This window comes from Agarivorans sp. Alg241-V36, assembly GCF_900537085.1.
In the GTDB taxonomy this organism is placed as follows: Bacteria; Pseudomonadota; Gammaproteobacteria; order Enterobacterales; family Celerinatantimonadaceae; genus Agarivorans.
The window spans coordinates 105,761-121,964 of the sequence record NZ_UNRE01000008.1 but is presented as its reverse complement, the minus strand read 5'-3'; the positions used below and the strand labels follow the sequence as shown (position 1 = coordinate 121,964).

Below are 16,204 nucleotides of genomic sequence, written 5' to 3'. Positions count from 1 at the left end.
GTCTGTACATTGATTGAAAACCTTAATTTCAGTAAAAGCTTTGCATTTCTTTACACTTGGTTTACGCCTAATGAAACAAGTACACGTTAAAATAAGGCTCCTAATTTACGTTTTATAGGCTGTCATGTATTTACGTTTTGTTTTGCCTCCGGTGTTAATTGTTAGTTTACTTGCCTTTGTTTACTTTAATCTGCAAGCAGACAATAAGGACTCGCCTCGCCGCTCTGCGCCAACACTGGTGACTACCGAGTCAGTTCAGCAGCATTCTCTTTCTCAAAAATTGAGCTTAATTGCCACTCTTGATGCTAAGCAGTCTGTGCATATTGCCGCCGAAGTTACCGGTAAAATAGAACAGATAAAGGTTGGCTCTAATCAAGAGGTTAAATCTGGCCAACAGCTGCTTAAGTTAAATGACGTAAAAGCTCGAGCAATGGTCGCCGAAGCCGAAGCTTATTTAGAAGATGAGAAACGTAAGCTTAACGAGTTCGAACAACTGCTAAAACGTAAAGCGGTATCGCAAACTAGTTTCGATGCGCAATTAGCTAGTGTTGCTATCGCAGAAGCAAGATTACTGTCTGCTCAATCAAATCTTGACGACCACCACCTAAAAGCGCCGTTTAACGGTGTAATTGGTTTAGTCGACATAAGCAAAGGCGAATTAATTACTGCTAATCAAGCTTTGTTAAACCTCGATAACCTAGACACCTTAGAGCTTGATTTAAATGTTCCTGATCAGTATCTATCGCTGTTAAGTAAAGGAATGGCAATAAAAGCGACCACTCCAGCTTGGCCTAAACATCAATTTAACGGCTCTATCGATGTTATCGATCCCCGAGTAGACAGGGATACCCTAAACCTAAAAGTAAGAGTTAATTTCGACAACCCTGACAAGCTGTTAAAACCCGGCATGATGATGCGTACCACCCTCACCTTGCCGCCAACTACCCAGGCAATGATCCCAGTGCAAGCCATAGAATACTCTGGCACCAAAAGGTACGTTTATGTAGTAGACAACCAGCAAGTGGCCCATCGCACTGAGGTACAGCTTGGCGCGCGAATAAATAATTTTGCCCTTATTGAGCATGGTTTAGCCCTTAACGACAACATCGTGGTGCAAGGTTTAGTCAATATTCGAGATGGCGCCAATGTAAAAGATGTGTCTTCGCAACTCGCAAACTCTCAAGCTCAAGAGTCGTCATCGGCTAAAGATCAGGAGCAGATTTAATGTTGCTCTCTGATGTCTCGGTTAAACGCCCAGTTGTTGCCATAGTTTTAAGTTTGCTGCTTTGTGTATTTGGCTTAGTGTCATTTAGCCAGCTAGCGGTAAGGGAAATGCCCGATGTCGAAAACCCAGTTGTTACTATTTCAACACGTTATGAAGGCGTTTCGGCCAGTATTATTGATAGCCAAATAACCTCGGTGATAGAAGATCAGTTATCGGGAATTAGCGGAATAGACCAAATAGATTCGGTTTCGCGTAATGGTATGTCGCGTGTAACGGTAACCTTTCTTCTTGGTTGGCCGCTAACAGAAGGCGTAAGCGATGTACGTGATGCAGTTGAACGTGCCAAACGAAGCTTACCTGACGACATTACCGACCCGGTAGTTTCAAAAGATAACGGTTCTGGTGAAGCGTCAATCTACATCAATCTAAACTCTAGCAAAATGGATAGAACCGAGCTCACCGATTACGCAGAACGCGTATTGATTGACCGGTTTAACCTGATTAGCGGTGTAAGTTCAATTGAACTCACTGGTGCTTTGTACAAGGTTATGTACGTAAAGCTTAATCCAACACTAATGGCAGGAAGGCAGGTTACGCCAAGCGACATTGTAACGGCTTTAAAACAAGAGAACTTAGAATTACCCGGTGGTGAAATTAGAAATGACACCACCGTAATGCCAGTTCGCACCGAGCGTTTATACGCAGAACCAGAAGACTTTGAATACTTACGAGTTCGCACCAGCGGTGACGGTACTCACGTTTACCTAAAAGATGTTGCCGACGTTTTTGTTGGTGCTGAAAACGAAAACTCTACCTTTAAAAGTGACGGTATTTTAAACCTAAGCCTAGGTATTGTTACTCAGTTAGATGCAAACCCGCTAGATGTAGCTACCAAAGTAACTCAAGAAGTCGACCGCTTACAAAGTTTTATGCCAGACGGAACCGAGCTAAAAGTCGACTACGACTCAACGGTATTTATCGAGCAAGCCATTGATGAGGTTTATCAAACCTTAATGATCACCGGCGGCTTGGTGGTGATAGTGTTATACATATTTTTAGGCCAAGCAAAAATCACCATTATCCCCGCTATTACGGTGCCGGTTTCACTTATCGCTGCGTTTATTGCTGCGCAAAGTTTTGGTTTCTCAATCAACTTAATCACCTTAATGGCACTTATCTTGGCCATTGGATTAGTGGTCGATGATGCCATTGTGGTGGTGGAAAACATCTACCATCACATAGAAAAAGGTACACCGCCCTTGCTTGCGGCTTATCGCGGCACCCGAGAAGTCGGTTTTGCGGTGATAGCAACCACATTGGTATTGGTAATGGTGTTTTTGCCCATCGCCTATATGGATGGCATGGTAGGTAAAATGTTTACCGAGTTCTCGGTGCTGCTATCTGTGGCCGTTATTTTGTCATCACTGATTGCGCTCACCTTAACCCCGGTGCTTGGGAGTAAGCTGCTAAGCCTTAATTCGCGCCCTAGCCGAGTTAGTCAGCTAATGGATAAGCTATTTGCCAAGCTAATTCCTGCCTATCAAGCTTTACTAACAAAAATAATGAATACCCGAACTGCTGCACCAACAGCGATTATTCTCTGTGTTATTGGCAGTGTTGGGCTAATCCAGGCTATCCCTTCTCAGCTAGCACCGGTAGAAGACCGAGGCGTAGTGTTGATCATGATTAAGGGGGCTGAAGGCACCAGCTACGACAGAATGACTACCAACATGGACAATGTTGAGCAGCAAATTATGCCTTTAGTCGGCGAGGGTTTGATCAAGTCATTTAACATGCAAACCCCTGCTTTTGGTGGCCGAGCCGGTGATAACACCGCGTTTATCATTGTGCAATTAGAAGACTGGGCAGATCGTGAGGAGAATGCCGCAGACGTTGTAGCCTTATTGCGTAAAACCTTAGGAAATATTGCCGACATTTCTATTCGACCACGGCAACCGGGCTTTAGAGGTAAATCTGACGATCCCATTCAGTTTGTGCTTGCAGGTTCTAGCTTCTCGGAGTTGAATCACTGGGGACAAGTGATTATGGAGAAAGCCGAGCAACACCCTAGCATCACCGCCTTAGATATTAACTACTCGGAAAAAACACCGGAACTCATTGTTAATATTGATAGGCAGCGAGCTGCCGAGCTGGGATTAAGTGTTAGCGAAATCTCCGATACCTTAGAGATCATGCTTGGTGGTCGCAGTGAAACTACCTTTGTAGATCGCGGTGAAGAGTATGATGTTTATATTCGTGGCGGTGAGGAAGGTTTTAACAGTGCCACCGACCTTAGCAAAATTTACTTACGCACCGCTAAGGGCGATTTGATTACCCTAGACAGTGTTACCAACATTCAAGAAATTGCTTCTGCAAGTCGCCTTAGTCGCTTAAACAAACAGCGAGCAGTCACTTTATCAGGCAGCTTTAATCAAGGTTATACACTGGGTGACGCACTTGATCACTTAGAGCTGCTAGCAAAAGACACCTTGCCCAGCGATATCAGTATTAACTACAGCGGAGAGTCTAAAGACTACAAAGAAAATCAAAGCAGCACCGCTATCATCTTCCTGCTTGCTTTGTTAGTCGCCTACTTAGTGCTGGCCGCTCAGTTTGAAAGCTTTATTAATCCAATGATTGTAATGCTAACAGTTCCTATGGGCGTGTTTGGTGGTCTGGCAGGCATGTATTTGATGGGCGAAAGCTTAAATATTTACAGCCAAATCGCCATGATCATGTTAATTGGTATGGTAACCAAAAATGGTATTTTGATTGTTGAGTATGCTAACCAACTGCGCGATCGCGGTATCGAGTTTAATCAAGCCATTCTAGAAGCAGCATCAAGGCGACTAAGGCCTATTATGATGACAGCATTTACCACGGTAGCCGGAGCTGTACCCTTAATTGTTTCTAGTGGCGCTGGCTCAGAAAGTCGAATATCGGTAGGAACTGTAGTGCTGTTCGGTATGGCCTTTGCGTCGGTAATTAGCTTGTTAGTTATTCCCGCAATGTACCAACTACTGGCGCGCTCCACTCATTCCCCGGGACATACCACCCAACTACTGGAACAAGAAATAGCCACGGAACAAGCAAGCAAAAGCTCATAAACAGTATTAGGCCAATGCAAACTCGCATTGGCCTTTTACACTGCTTTTAGATAAGGCTTAGCGGTAATAGGCGCTATGTTTTGGTTTTGGCTTAGGCTTGTTTGGCTCACTACTTGGCCTTTTTCTAAAACAATCATGGTGTCAGCTAGGCGTTTTACTTCGTTAATGTCATGGCTTACGTAGACAATGGGTATTGATAAGTGTTGATGTAGTTGCTCAAGGTAAGGGATGATTTCTTGTTTTAGTTTGTCATCTAAGGCTGATAAAGGTTCATCCATTAACAAGAGCTTAGGTTTACTAAGCAAAGCTCTGGCGATGGCAACACGCTGGCGCTCGCCACCCGATAAAGTGCCAGGCATACGATTAATTAAATGCTGTATATCTAACAGCATGCACACTTCTGTTAAGGACTCAGATTGCTCTTGCTTGTTGAGCTGACCAGAAAACAACAGATTTTGTTTAACACTTAAGTGGGGAAATAAGCTGGCATCTTGAAATACGTAACCAATGTCACGTTTATGTGGCGCTAGCCAGAGCCCTTCTTGAGTATCCTGCCAAACTTCTTGGTTAAAACTTATAAGGGTATTTGGCAAACTATCAAGGCCTGCAATAGCGCGCAAACAAGAGCTTTTCCCAGAGCCAGATGCACCAAACAAAGCGCTTACTCCGGTACTGGCTAATTCAAGATCAACATCTAAGTAAAAATCGCCACGTAGGGCTTTTATCTTAAGCTTTAAACACATGCTAATACCCTTCCCTTGTATCGCTCGTTCACGGCATGAATAAGCAACAAAGACACAAACGAAAACAATACCAAGCAACCCGCTAACCAATGTGCTTCTCGGTACTCCATTGCTTCTACGTGATTGTATATTTCTATAGACATAACCCGAGTTTTTCCTGCTATGTTGCCTCCTATCATTAGCACCACTCCAAACTCTCCGATGGTGTGACAAAACCCCATCACAGCTGCAGTAAAAAAACCGGGGCGTGCTAGCGGGAATACCACTCGCCAAAAAGTTTGCACTGAGTTAGCGCGTAAGGTGCTGGCTACTTCTAAGGGTTTACGGCCAATGGCTTCAAAGGCGTTTTGTATTGGCTGAACCACAAAGGGCAAAGTATGGACTACACAGGCAATCACAATACCGCTAAAAGAAAACGGTAAACTTTTTATGCCAAGGTAGTTTGCTAACTCGCCCAAAGGGCCATTTGGCCCCAATATTAACAACAGATAGAAGCCTAACACCGTCGGAGGCAATACTAAGGGCAAGGTGCATATAGCGCTTACATAAGGCTTTAATACAGATGTAGATTGCGACAGCCACCAGGCCAAAGGCGTAGCAATTAGCAACAAAATAGCAGTAACCACCAATGCCAGTTTTAGGGTTAAAAACACTACCGTTATCTCGGGCATAGTTAAGTCCTATTGAAAGCACTTTGTGCAGGCAAGCCATAGCCAAACTGTTTAATAAGCGCGTTAACCTTCGGCGTATTCATAAACGCTATCAGCGATGTTGCTGCTGGGTTGTTAGCAGCTCGGTTTAATAGCACAAGGTCTTGCTTAATTGGCTTATAAAAAGAGTCTGGCACTAGCCACATCGAGCCACTTTCTAACTTGCCATCGTTAAGTACTTGAGACAGAGCTACAAACCCTAGTTCGGCGGAACCACTGCTAACTTGCTGAAATGTTTGCCCCACTGATTGACCTTCTACTAATTTGCTCTGTAAGGAATCAAGCAAAGTCATATTAGTTAAAGTGCTTAACGCTGCAGCGCCGTAGGGTGCAGTTTTAGGATTACAAATCGCTAAGTAGTTAAAGTTTTCGGAATTTAATACAGCGCCATTTTTATCAACCAAGTTACTTTGTTTCGACCATAATACTAAACGGCCCAAGGCATAGGTTTGTTGGCTGTTAGGCTCGGCTAAACCCAATTCTACAAGTTTGCTTGGGCGTAGTTGATCAGCAGCATAAAACAGATCAAAAGGCGCACCATTGGCTATTTGAGCGTAAAGTTTTCCGGTGGAGCCAACAGATATAGACACTTTGTGTTGAGAATCAGCTTCATACATCTGAGCAATGGCCAACATCGGTTTGTAGAAGTTAGCGGCAACGGCGACTTGTACCTCTGTAGCATTAGCAAACGCTCCAACAAAGGCTAAATAAAGTGCCGTTGTGCATTTGCTTAGCTTTTTACAATTCATCATTACGACTCCAGTAAGCATACTCATAATGTTAGAAATCTACGCTTAAGAGCGTATACAAAGCGCCTATACAACACACTTATACAAAGCACTCACTGTAACTCGAGCACTCTTGGCAACTAGGCGCTCTGCAAACGTAATCTCCACCTTGCTGACAAAGTTGGCGGTAGAAGAAACGTTTCCAACGCATGTTGTTGGTATTTTGCTGATGCAATAAAGGAAAGTTGTACTTAAGCAAGTCACCTAATTCACTGCGGTTACGTAAACCGAGGTTGTGCCAAAGATGCGATTGAGATAAACACGCCGTAGCCACCACAATGGCCATTTGAAAGGCAAAGGGCACTTTGTCGTTACAATGCGCAAACAGCAGCGAACTAAGCTCATTGCGTTCCTGCATGCGCAAGTCAAAAACCTCTTCAAGTACTTGAGCGCGTTTACGAAGGCTAGCTTTAAAAGGTTGTTTCCAAAGCAACTCTTGTTTACTTATATCGTCGCTGGCAATGGCTCGCTTTAAGTCCATATAACTGGCGTTATCTAAACCCAGGCCATAGGGCAATTCCGCTTGCCCGTTAAGTTGGCTATGAATAATCTGTTCAAACCAATTGCGATTATGTAAAGACATTGGCGGGCAAACACGAGATAAGGCTTGAAGCCACGCTTCACTCATTGGTTGTTGAGTTTCTTGAACTATTTGTGATTCCATAAACCCTCCTAACTTAGCTCGATAACATTGGCGTCTTGAGGCAAACCCGTTAAGGAGCCTGGCGGATTTAATGCACGCCCTTTTGCATCAACAATGGCGGTTTCTACTGGGCAGATTTGAGCGCACTGGGCACCGTTAAGGTTATTTGCACATTCATCACAACGGTGAGCGATAACCGAAAACTGTTTATCATCACTGATAATTGCCTTACTTGGACATACTTCCTTACAGGCATAACAGGCGATACATGCTTTAGTGATAGTTAAAGCCATTAGCTACACTCCCCCATGCTGCAAGGTGAATTGCTAGTTTCTGCTTGTGAACGTAAATCTTGCTGAAGCTCTTTAAGTGCTAAGTCCACATCGCGCAGTGCATAATCGGTACTCACTTGCACTTTAAACTCCGAGAGTTCTTGTTGAGGCGCAAAACCAATTCGGCTACACAGAATTTTGTCGAAGTGTTGTAGTTGGCTTAAGTCTTTAGCTGCAGATTCGTCACACTGCTGACCGCCTTCGCAATATTGTTGCCATATAAAGTTATCAAGTTGTTTGATTTCGTCGCCACTAACTTGATAGTGCAAGAACTGAGTAGCATGGCCAAAATGCTGGTCAATTAAACTTAAGCTCTTGCTAGCAACTGCGACTTCTATGGTCTTAGGTACTGGTAAGGTGCTACTGCTTTCTAGCTCGCCAATATCTACATCTTGGCCAAGTTTACCCACTGCATCGGCACGGCATTGCTGGCAATGCGTCATTTGCTGCATGCTTTGTCCTGCTTGCTCTCTTGCAAGGTTTAACTCCTCTTTGCTGGGCTCTCGCTGCCCCATTAATCCAAAGTAAGTACCATGCGATGGATCAGAGATTAAAGGCATAATGTTGTGAATAAAGGCACCATAGCGACCGAGCTCTTTAGCCAAAGACTCTACGTGGAAGTCGTTGATCCCAGGGATCAGTACGGTGTTCACTTTAACTAACATTCCTGCCTTAATTGCAGCCTCTAAACCTAGTAGCTGACGATCAATTAAGGTTTGAGCAGCCTCGCGTCCGTGCAAGCGGCGTTGATTGAAATACACCCAAGGATAAATTCGCTGACCAATATCTGCATCAATACAGTTAATGGTAATGGTTAAGTGTTTAACGCCAGCAGCAAGTAAGGAATCAAGCTGATCGACTAAGGCTAAACCGTTGGTCGATACACATAGGTGAACTTCATCGTCTACCTTGGCTATCGCTTTTAAACTGGCTAAGGTTGCCTTTGGATTTGCCAGTGGGTCACCCGGACCTGCTATTCCCACCACCTGGGTTTCAGGCACATGCTGTTTAACTTTTACAAACCGGGTAGCTGCTGCAGCGGGAGACAGTAATTTAGACACCACTCCAGGTCGGGTTTCGTTGCTGCAATCAAACTTTCTATTACAGTAGTTACACTGAATATTACACGCTGGCGCTACCGGTAAGTGGATCCGTGCATATTGGTGGCCTTCTTTAGAAAAGCAAGGATGCTTCGCTACCAAGGCGGCTTGCTCGCTGGCTTTTAAGCTTAATGGATTATCTCCATCGGATGGCTTAAGTGTTCGTATTGTCATGAAAAGCTTCCTTGTTCACTACTATAAAGTAACTAGTGCAAGGGCTATTCCAACTAGCTTTTCTTTTAATTACAGTAACTTAAATGCAATTTTTTTTGGAGCTTGTGAGCTTGTCTGTAGTAATTGTTGCAAATACGACAGCCTTAACGCGGCTAGTAGTTTATAAACTTAGCCATGTTCTGGTAGCTAAGGTGGGAACAACTGTCTTTTGGCAAAGCGGCTAGGTCATGACAAAAGTCATGACCTTCACGTAGAGTTTCTGAGGGAGTTTTCCAATGTTATCCGGTTAAAGCGGCTTGCTAACGCTGATGTTGATTGGTATAGCTAAGCCGCTGTTGCATAAACTGGCATAAGTCCGCCACATCGGAAAATGCCAGCTGTTCCATTAAAGTTGCCTTACATTAATGTTCATAACTTGAATACGATAAGCAATTTGTCGTGGCGTCATATTAAGTAAACGCGCCGCTTTTGCTTGCACCCATCCGGCCTGCTCTAAAGCAGCAATAACCCGTTCTCTTTCATCCATTTCAGGGCTATCCAGAGTGACTTTTTCCATACTGGGTCGCGGACTTATTTTTGGCCCGTCTAAGCCATCAATAACGATCAAGTCTTGGTCAATCACCCCGCTCTCACTCATCACCGATGCACGCTCTAGCAAGTTTTCTAACTGGCGAACATTACCCGGCCAATCGTAAGCCATCATCATACGAATTGCACCGTCGGTAAGTTGTAACTCACGTCTTTGTTGCTTAGCGAGTTTATCAATTAAAAACTCTGCCAAATCCGGTAAGTCTTCGATTCTATCGCGCAACGGTGGCGGGAACATCGGCATTACGTTCAGTCGGTAATACAAATCTTCTCGAAAGCGATCTTGTTTTACCTCTTCTTCAAGATTACGGTTAGTCGCGGCAAGTATCCGCACATCAACATTAATGGTTTGAGTGCTGCCTACCCTTTCAAATTCTCCTTCCTGTAATACTCGCAATAGCTTTGCTTGAAACGCAGAAGAAATTTCGCCAATTTCGTCTAAAAACAAGGTGCCGCCGTCGGCCATTTCAAAGCGGCCTTTGCGTTGCTTAACCGCGCCGGTAAAGGCGCCTTTTTCATGACCAAATAGCTCGGATTCAAGCAAGTTATCCGGTAAAGCAGCACAGTTTAGTTTGATAAATGGTCCAGTAGCCCGTGGCGAATTGTAGTGAATTGCATTAGCAATTAACTCTTTACCTGTGCCTGACTCGCCGCGAATCAGCACCGTGCTATCCCATTTAGACACCAAACGGATCTGCTCAAATACTCTGCGCATTACCCGCGAGTGGCCAACAATGTTGTCCATGCTGTAATTGCTTCTTACCTTGCGGCGCAATCTATCGCGCTCAGCCTCTAGTTGGTCGGTTTGCACCGCAACGTCTTTGGCCAGTAATACGCTTTTAGCGATTAAGTTAGCGGTCATCTCAAGAAAACGAGTAAACAAGGCTAGCTTTTCGGGCGCATCAATTTGCGGTTGAGCAGCAAGCACACCTAATACTTCGTTAGACTTTTTAATCGGCACCGCAATAAACGGTAAATCTAAAGCATAAAGATCTAGCTTGTCTGCAAAGCGTAAATCATTAGACACCTTGCTTAATACTATCGGCTGCTTTTGAGTAAGCACCGTGCCTACAATGCCCTCACCCGGACGATAACGAATGTTTTTAGCCACACTGCCATTTTCATGATTTGGCGTGTGCACCGTATCTACGCTAAGCATTTGTTCGTTTTCTGCAATGAGCGCTAACATAGCGTGTTGCAACATGGCCTTATCGTGCAAGACCTGCAGCACTTTGTTCACGCTTTGTTTGTAATCTAAGCTGTTGGTTAATACGCTGCTAACGTCGTACAAGGCAGCTAAATGTTTTTCTGCAATATGAGATTCGCGTTTCGTTGAATATTCCATTATTCACCTCGTTTACGTCTACGAAGAGGAAGTACGATGCGTGCTTTACAGCCGCCTAAAGATGTAGATAGGTACTGAACGGTACCGCTATGTTCGCTAACCACTTGCTGAACAATGCTTAAACCAACGCCACGACAGCCGCTATTGTTACTGGGTTTGGTGCTGTAAAAGGGTTCAAATACTTTCAGTTGCAGTTCTTTTTTAATGCCAGGGCCGCTGTCTTCCACGGTGATTTCGATTTCTTCATCCACCAATTGAGTACTGCAAACAATTTCTCTGCGGGTTTTCTTCCCATAATCAATTGCCTCAATGGCGTTATCGATAAGCTGTTTTAAGGCCACGCGCAGTCGAGAAGGTTGCCCAGTTAACGAAGGTAGTGTGCCATTTAAACTAAGCTGCATAGTGATGCTGCGATTTAGCAGTCGGTCGCTAGATAACTCGGTTACTTCATGAACCAGCTGATTAATATTAAGCGACTGAGTTGGCTCGTGTGGTTTGCGCGGTAAGGCGCTTTCTAATTGAGCAATGGCTGCGTGCCCTGCTTCTAAGCCTGCCTGCATGGCTGCTGTTCTAGCGCAGTTGTTAGCCCCCCCACAAAACATTTGCAAGGCAGAGTCAATCATATTGATTGGCCCTTGAATCTGATGAATCGCCGCATGCAGAGCTTCTTGCATACTGTGCAAGGCTTCAGATTCTTCGGTAGAGCGGCGCAACTCCGACAACTGCTGCTGCGCTTGTCTGCGCCGTTCTTTACTTACCTCACTGAGAGTGATGACCAAATAGCGACTAAGTTTTGGGACAAAATAGTCATCAACCTCAGTACCATTAATATTCACCGAAGAGAGGCAACAACTGAACCAACGTTTACGTTTGCCCTTGCCTACTTCCACATTAAAGGTTTGCCCTTCGTTAAAAGCACCATCGCTTGAATCATTTCCTTTTAGTTGCTCTAAGGCAATGCTCACGGGCTCATCGTTAAAATCGCTTCGCAAAGTTTTGTAAGATAGGTTATCTAGTACCACTTGTTGCGATTGGTCTAATAAGGCAATCGCAACCGGCGCGGTATTTAGTACTGCCTCTACCATCAACTTTTGGTTGGCCGCTTTGGTGTGCTGCTGATGTCGTTCGCTGATATCTTGATGGACACTAACGTAATGAGTGATAGCACCCTGTTTATTTTTCAAGCCGGTTATCGATAATTCCGCGAGGTAACGCAGGCCTGATTTTTTTCTATTAACTAATCGTCCATTCCAGTTTCCTCCACTACTAATGCAAGCCCATAGCGCTTGGTAAACTTCTTTAGGGGTGGTTTTATAACTTAGTAAGGAATGGTTTTTGCCAATCAAATCTTTTTGACTATAACCGGTGATTTCGGCAAAACGTTTATTCACAAACATAAAGTTTGCGTCTAAGTCACTTACCGACATAGCCATTGGCATTTGCTCTAACACACTAAAGCATTGCGATAGGATTTGTCTTTCGCTTAAAGGAGCAAGTTCTTCGAAAGCTTGCTCTAAGGTAGATTTAAGTTCATTCATCATTCAATCAATCCTTTGCATTGCTGGCTTAACTGCTGAACACAAAGGGCAATGCAAGCGGCATTCCTTTCGCTAACTCGCTGTGCCACAAGGGCTTGTTGAATAAACATTGTTTGATTTACAACAAATTTAACTAATTTATCAGTTAAATTTGTCGTATTTACCACCCTTAAAACACTAGCGATTACACCGGCGTAGCATCGCCAGAACCTAGTAATACTTGGGTTCTTTCCCCAATTTGGTTCATCTCCCCAACTTGGTACACGCCCTGCAACACAGCCATTAGCAACAAAACTGTGTGGAGAAAAGAATGGCTGACTACCTGCTTATATTCATTAGTACTGCGGTGGTAAACAACGTGGTCTTAGGCAAGTTCCTGGGATTGTGTCCGTTTATGGGGGTATCAAGCAAAATTGATAGTGCGCTGGGAATGGGGTTGGCGACCACCTTTGTGTTGTGTTTAGCCGCCATTGCCGCTTGGGTAATTGAAGCTTTGCTATTAGCTCCTTTAGGTATTCAAGTGATGCGGATCTTAGTGCTTATTTTGGTAATAGCCGCAGTAGTTCAACTTACCGAGCTTATCATTCAAAAGAATAGCCCAGAGCTCTACCAAGCCTTAGGGATCTTCTTACCGCTAATTACCACCAACTGCGCAGTGCTAGGCGTTGCTTTGCTGGTTGTACAAAACAACATGAACTTCATCGAAACCCTTTGTTATGCCTTTGGCTCTGCAGCTGGGTTTAGTTTGGTGATTGTGTTGTTTGCCGGTTTACGCCAGCGACTAAAACTTGCCAAAGTGCCTGTTGCTTTTGAGGGGCTTCCCATCGCATTTATTACAGCTGGCTTGCTGTCTATGGCCTTTTTAGGCTTTAGCGGCTTAGTGAGCCAATAGGAGCCAAACATGATTATTATTTCCATCATCTTACTTATCTTGCTCGGTGCAAGCCTAGGAGCGTTACTGGGTTGGGCATCTAAGGCTTTAAAAGTGGAAGGCGATCCAAGAGTTGATGAACTAGAAGCCTTGTTACCCGGCGGACAATGTGGCCAATGTGGCGAACCCGGTTGTCGCCAAGCTGCCGAAGCCATGGTTAAAGGTAACTTAGCGCCAACTAGTTGCCCTCCAGGCGGTAACGCCTTAGCGGCAAGCATAGCCAGTTTATTGGGCGTAGAAGTTAGCAATGACCCCGATGCTGTTCCGGTAGTTGCTTATATAGATGAAAGCCAATGTAGTGGCTGTACTCGATGCTTTAAAGCGTGCCCCTTTGACGCCATTGTTGGTGCCAGCAAACAAATGCATACGGTAATTAGCCAAGTATGTACCGGCTGTCGTTTATGCGAGAAGGCTTGCCAGCAAGGATGTTTAAGCATGCAAGCCCAACAAGTTCAGCTTAATACTTGGCAATGGCCAAAACCGCAAACGGCCTAAGGAGCGAACATGTTTAGCTTAAAACCAAAACCGTTTAATGGTGGTGTTCACCCTAAAGGTTATAAAGAACTCACCCAGCAACAAGACATTAGTAAAAGCTTTGTCCCAGACCGCGTTTATTTGGGTATGCAGCAACGCAATGGCTCAATGCTTAATAGCCTAGTTGCGATTGGCGACCAAGTAACAAAAGGCCAGCTTATCGCCCGCGGCAGCAACGACATGACGGTGCCTTTGCATTCGCCGGTAAATGGCACCGTTGAAGACATTAAACCTTTTTTAAGCAGCCACCCTTCGGGCATTAAAAGCCAAACCTTGGTGATTGCAAATAACGGAGATAAACATTGGGGTGAAGATTATCCCTCCAGTGATTACCAAAAGCTTAGCCATGAACAAATAGTAGAACGGGTACTTAAAGCCGGCGTTGTGGGTTTAGGCGGAGCTGGATTTCCAACCGGTATAAAGCTTCGTTTAGCGCGCAAGTTAAAAGTACATACCTTGCTCATTAACGGTGGTGAATGTGAACCCTATTTAACCTGTGATGATCGGCTAATGCGGGAGCAAGCAGCCGAGATCATAGCCGGCATTAAAGTAATGGCTAAGGCTATTGGGGCAACCTCCACCATAATTGCCATCGAAGACAACAAACCAGAGGCTATAAGTGCAATAAAACAGGCCAGCGATGGCTTTACCGGGATTAGTTTAAAAATTGTTCCCAGCCTTTACCCAATGGGCTCGGAGCGTCATTTAATTAAAGCCGTAACGGGTATTGCTATACAGCCTGGCCAGCTTAGTACCTCCCAGGGAATATTGGTACACAACGTAGCTACCGCAAAAGCGGTTTATCAGGCGGTACGTTACCAACGCCCATTGATCGAGCGCGTGATCACCGTATCTGGTGATGCAGTAGAGTCGCCAGCCAATATTACCGTACCTATCGGAAGCTTAGTTTCTCAGGTCATTGCCGAATGTGGTGGCTTAAAAGCAGAAGCCAAAAGAATGATTGCTGGTGGACCAATGATGGGGCAAGTATTGCCATCACCTTTTGTTCCCATCGATAAAAGTGTTGGCGGTTTATTAGCGTTAAGCGAAGAAAAAATTAATCAAAGGGAAAGCCAAGACTGTGTGCGATGTGGTAACTGCGTAAAAGTATGCCCAATGGGTTTAATGCCTTTCCAAATGGCCGCGCATAGCAACAACGATGACTGGCAGGGCGCGCAGGAGTTTGGTCTAGATTCTTGTTTATTATGTGGTGCTTGTAGCTACATTTGCCCCTCGAGTATTCCTTTGGTGCAGTATTTTCAACATGCGAAATCCAATATCAATGCGCAACGCAGCATGACCCAAAAATCTAACTTAGCTCGCCAACTCACCGAAGCTCGCCAACAGCGTTTAGCGCGTGAAGCCGCAGCTAAAAAAGCGGCGAAAGCAGCAAAACGTAAACGCCCCACCCGCGCTCGCAGTACTCAAGGAGAAAGCTAATGGCCGCATATAACCCAGTAGCAGCACCGCATACCCATTCGGGCTTATCTACCACCAACATCATGTATTTGGTAATACTGGCACTAAGTCCAGCAGCCTTACACGGGGTTTGGCTATTTGGCTTACCTGCCGCCACGGTGCTGGTGAGTTGCTGCATCAGCGCTTGGCTAAGCGAAGTAGTTTGCTTACAGCTACAAGGCAAAAACTGGCTAAGCAGTGTTGATGGTTCTTCACTACTCACAGCTCTATTGCTGGCAATGAGCTTACCCGCCAGCACGCCATGGTGGATAGCAAGCTTTGGCTGTGCATTTGCCATTATGATTGGCAAGCATGTATATGGCGGATTAGGTCACAATCCTTTTAATCCCGCCATGCTTGGCCGGGTAATGTTACTTATTTGCTTTCCTATCGAGTTAACCAACTGGCAAGCTACCAGTAGCCCAAGCCTAGGTGCTGAGGGATTAGCGTTTAGCCAACAATGGATGGGAATTGACGGAGTAAGTGCTGCTACACCTTTGGCAGATTTAAACCAAGTTCAAGCTTGGAATGAATTGCTTATAGGTACCCATGCCGGCAGCTTAGGCGAAACTAGCGCTTTGCTCATTTCTTTAGGCGGTTTATTTTTAATTTGGCGCGGCATTATTCGACCTTACATCCCCTGCTCCTTGCTACTTGGGATTGCGATCCCCGCCAGTATCGCTCATTGGATTAATCCGCAAGACTACGCTTCAGCTTTCTCCCATTTACTGTCTGGTGGTGCGATGCTAGCGGCATTTTTCATCGCAACTGATTTAGTGACTTCACCTACTAGCCCGCGTGGACAATTGTTGTTTGGCGCCGGTTGTGGCTTGCTCATTTGGCTAATTCGCAGTTTTGGCAGTTATCCAGAAGGCGTGGCCTTTGCTGTGCTGATTATGAATGCTGGTACGCCAGTCATTGACCATTATTTACGCCCCAAAATCTTTGGCAGCCAATCTCTATTTAAACGCAGCAAAGGAGCCTAGTT

Annotated in this window: 14 protein-coding genes; 6 read left to right on the top strand and 8 right to left on the bottom strand. The window is 44.9% G+C overall.

The window, feature by feature from the left end:
• Window positions 1-124: 124 nt before the first annotated feature.
• Window positions 125-1,225, top strand: a complete 1,101-nt coding sequence (locus G6R11_RS17945; RefSeq protein ID WP_163134451.1) for an efflux RND transporter periplasmic adaptor subunit — start codon at window positions 125-127, stop codon at window positions 1,223-1,225.
• On the top strand, window positions 1,225-4,332 hold the full coding sequence (locus G6R11_RS17940) for an efflux RND transporter permease subunit (protein ID WP_163134450.1): 3,108 nt from the start codon (window positions 1,225-1,227) through the stop codon (window positions 4,330-4,332). The genes G6R11_RS17945 and G6R11_RS17940 overlap by 1 nt, the downstream gene beginning before the upstream one ends.
• 35 nt (window positions 4,333-4,367) lie before the next feature.
• Here G6R11_RS17940 and modC read toward each other — a convergent pair whose 3' ends face one another.
• The 8 genes from modC to nifL all read right to left on the bottom strand — a co-directional run bounded on the left by modC (window position 4,368) and on the right by nifL (window position 12,296).
• A complete protein-coding gene (gene modC / locus G6R11_RS17935) occupies window positions 4,368-5,075 on the bottom strand; it encodes a molybdenum ABC transporter ATP-binding protein (RefSeq protein ID WP_163134449.1) in 708 nt (235 codons plus the stop codon).
• Window positions 5,066-5,746, bottom strand: coding sequence for a molybdate ABC transporter permease subunit (modB, locus tag G6R11_RS17930; protein ID WP_163134448.1), 681 nt, complete (start codon window positions 5,744-5,746; stop codon window positions 5,066-5,068). The genes modC and modB overlap by 10 nt, the downstream gene beginning before the upstream one ends.
• A gap of 2 nt (window positions 5,747-5,748) precedes the next feature.
• Window positions 5,749-6,537: a molybdate ABC transporter substrate-binding protein gene (gene modA, locus G6R11_RS17925; protein ID WP_205472920.1), complete on the bottom strand. Its 789-nt coding sequence runs from the start codon at window positions 6,535-6,537 to the stop codon at window positions 5,749-5,751.
• Window positions 6,538-6,613: 76 nt separating this feature from the next.
• Complete coding sequence (locus tag G6R11_RS17920) at window positions 6,614-7,237, bottom strand: nitrogen fixation protein NifQ (RefSeq protein ID WP_163134447.1); 624 nt, start codon at window positions 7,235-7,237, stop codon at window positions 6,614-6,616.
• 8 nt (window positions 7,238-7,245) lie between these two features.
• Window positions 7,246-7,509 carry a 4Fe-4S dicluster domain-containing protein gene (locus tag G6R11_RS17915; protein WP_163134446.1) on the bottom strand — a complete coding sequence of 88 codons (264 nt, stop codon included), beginning with the start codon at window positions 7,507-7,509 and terminating at the stop codon, window positions 7,246-7,248.
• Window positions 7,509-8,822, bottom strand: coding sequence for a nitrogenase cofactor biosynthesis protein NifB (nifB, locus tag G6R11_RS17910; protein ID WP_163134445.1), 1,314 nt, complete (start codon window positions 8,820-8,822; stop codon window positions 7,509-7,511). The genes G6R11_RS17915 and nifB overlap by 1 nt, the downstream gene beginning before the upstream one ends.
• Window positions 8,823-9,207: 385 nt before the next feature.
• Complete coding sequence (nifA, locus tag G6R11_RS17905) at window positions 9,208-10,755, bottom strand: nif-specific transcriptional activator NifA (RefSeq protein WP_163134444.1); 1,548 nt, start codon at window positions 10,753-10,755, stop codon at window positions 9,208-9,210.
• Window positions 10,755-12,296, bottom strand: coding sequence for a nitrogen fixation negative regulator NifL (gene nifL, locus G6R11_RS17900; RefSeq protein ID WP_163134443.1), 1,542 nt, complete (start codon window positions 12,294-12,296; stop codon window positions 10,755-10,757). The genes nifA and nifL overlap by 1 nt, the downstream gene beginning before the upstream one ends.
• A 307-nt stretch (window positions 12,297-12,603) precedes the next feature.
• On the opposite strand from nifL, the gene rsxA reads away from it, so the two are divergent.
• The 4 genes from rsxA to G6R11_RS17880 are packed head-to-tail and all read left to right on the top strand — an operon-like array spanning window position 12,604 to window position 16,202.
• Window positions 12,604-13,185 carry an electron transport complex subunit RsxA gene (gene rsxA / locus G6R11_RS17895; RefSeq protein ID WP_163134442.1) on the top strand — a complete coding sequence of 194 codons (582 nt, stop codon included), beginning with the start codon at window positions 12,604-12,606 and terminating at the stop codon, window positions 13,183-13,185.
• Window positions 13,186-13,194: 9 nt separating this feature from the next.
• A complete protein-coding gene (locus G6R11_RS17890; protein ID WP_163134441.1) occupies window positions 13,195-13,719 on the top strand; it encodes an RnfABCDGE type electron transport complex subunit B in 525 nt (174 codons plus the stop codon).
• Between the two features lie 9 nt (window positions 13,720-13,728).
• Window positions 13,729-15,198, top strand: coding sequence for an electron transport complex subunit RsxC (gene rsxC / locus G6R11_RS17885; RefSeq protein ID WP_163134440.1), 1,470 nt, complete (start codon window positions 13,729-13,731; stop codon window positions 15,196-15,198).
• Window positions 15,198-16,202: an RnfABCDGE type electron transport complex subunit D gene (locus tag G6R11_RS17880; protein ID WP_163134439.1), complete on the top strand. Its 1,005-nt coding sequence runs from the start codon at window positions 15,198-15,200 to the stop codon at window positions 16,200-16,202. The genes rsxC and G6R11_RS17880 overlap by 1 nt, the downstream gene beginning before the upstream one ends.
• The last annotated feature ends 2 nt before the right edge of the window (window positions 16,203-16,204 follow it).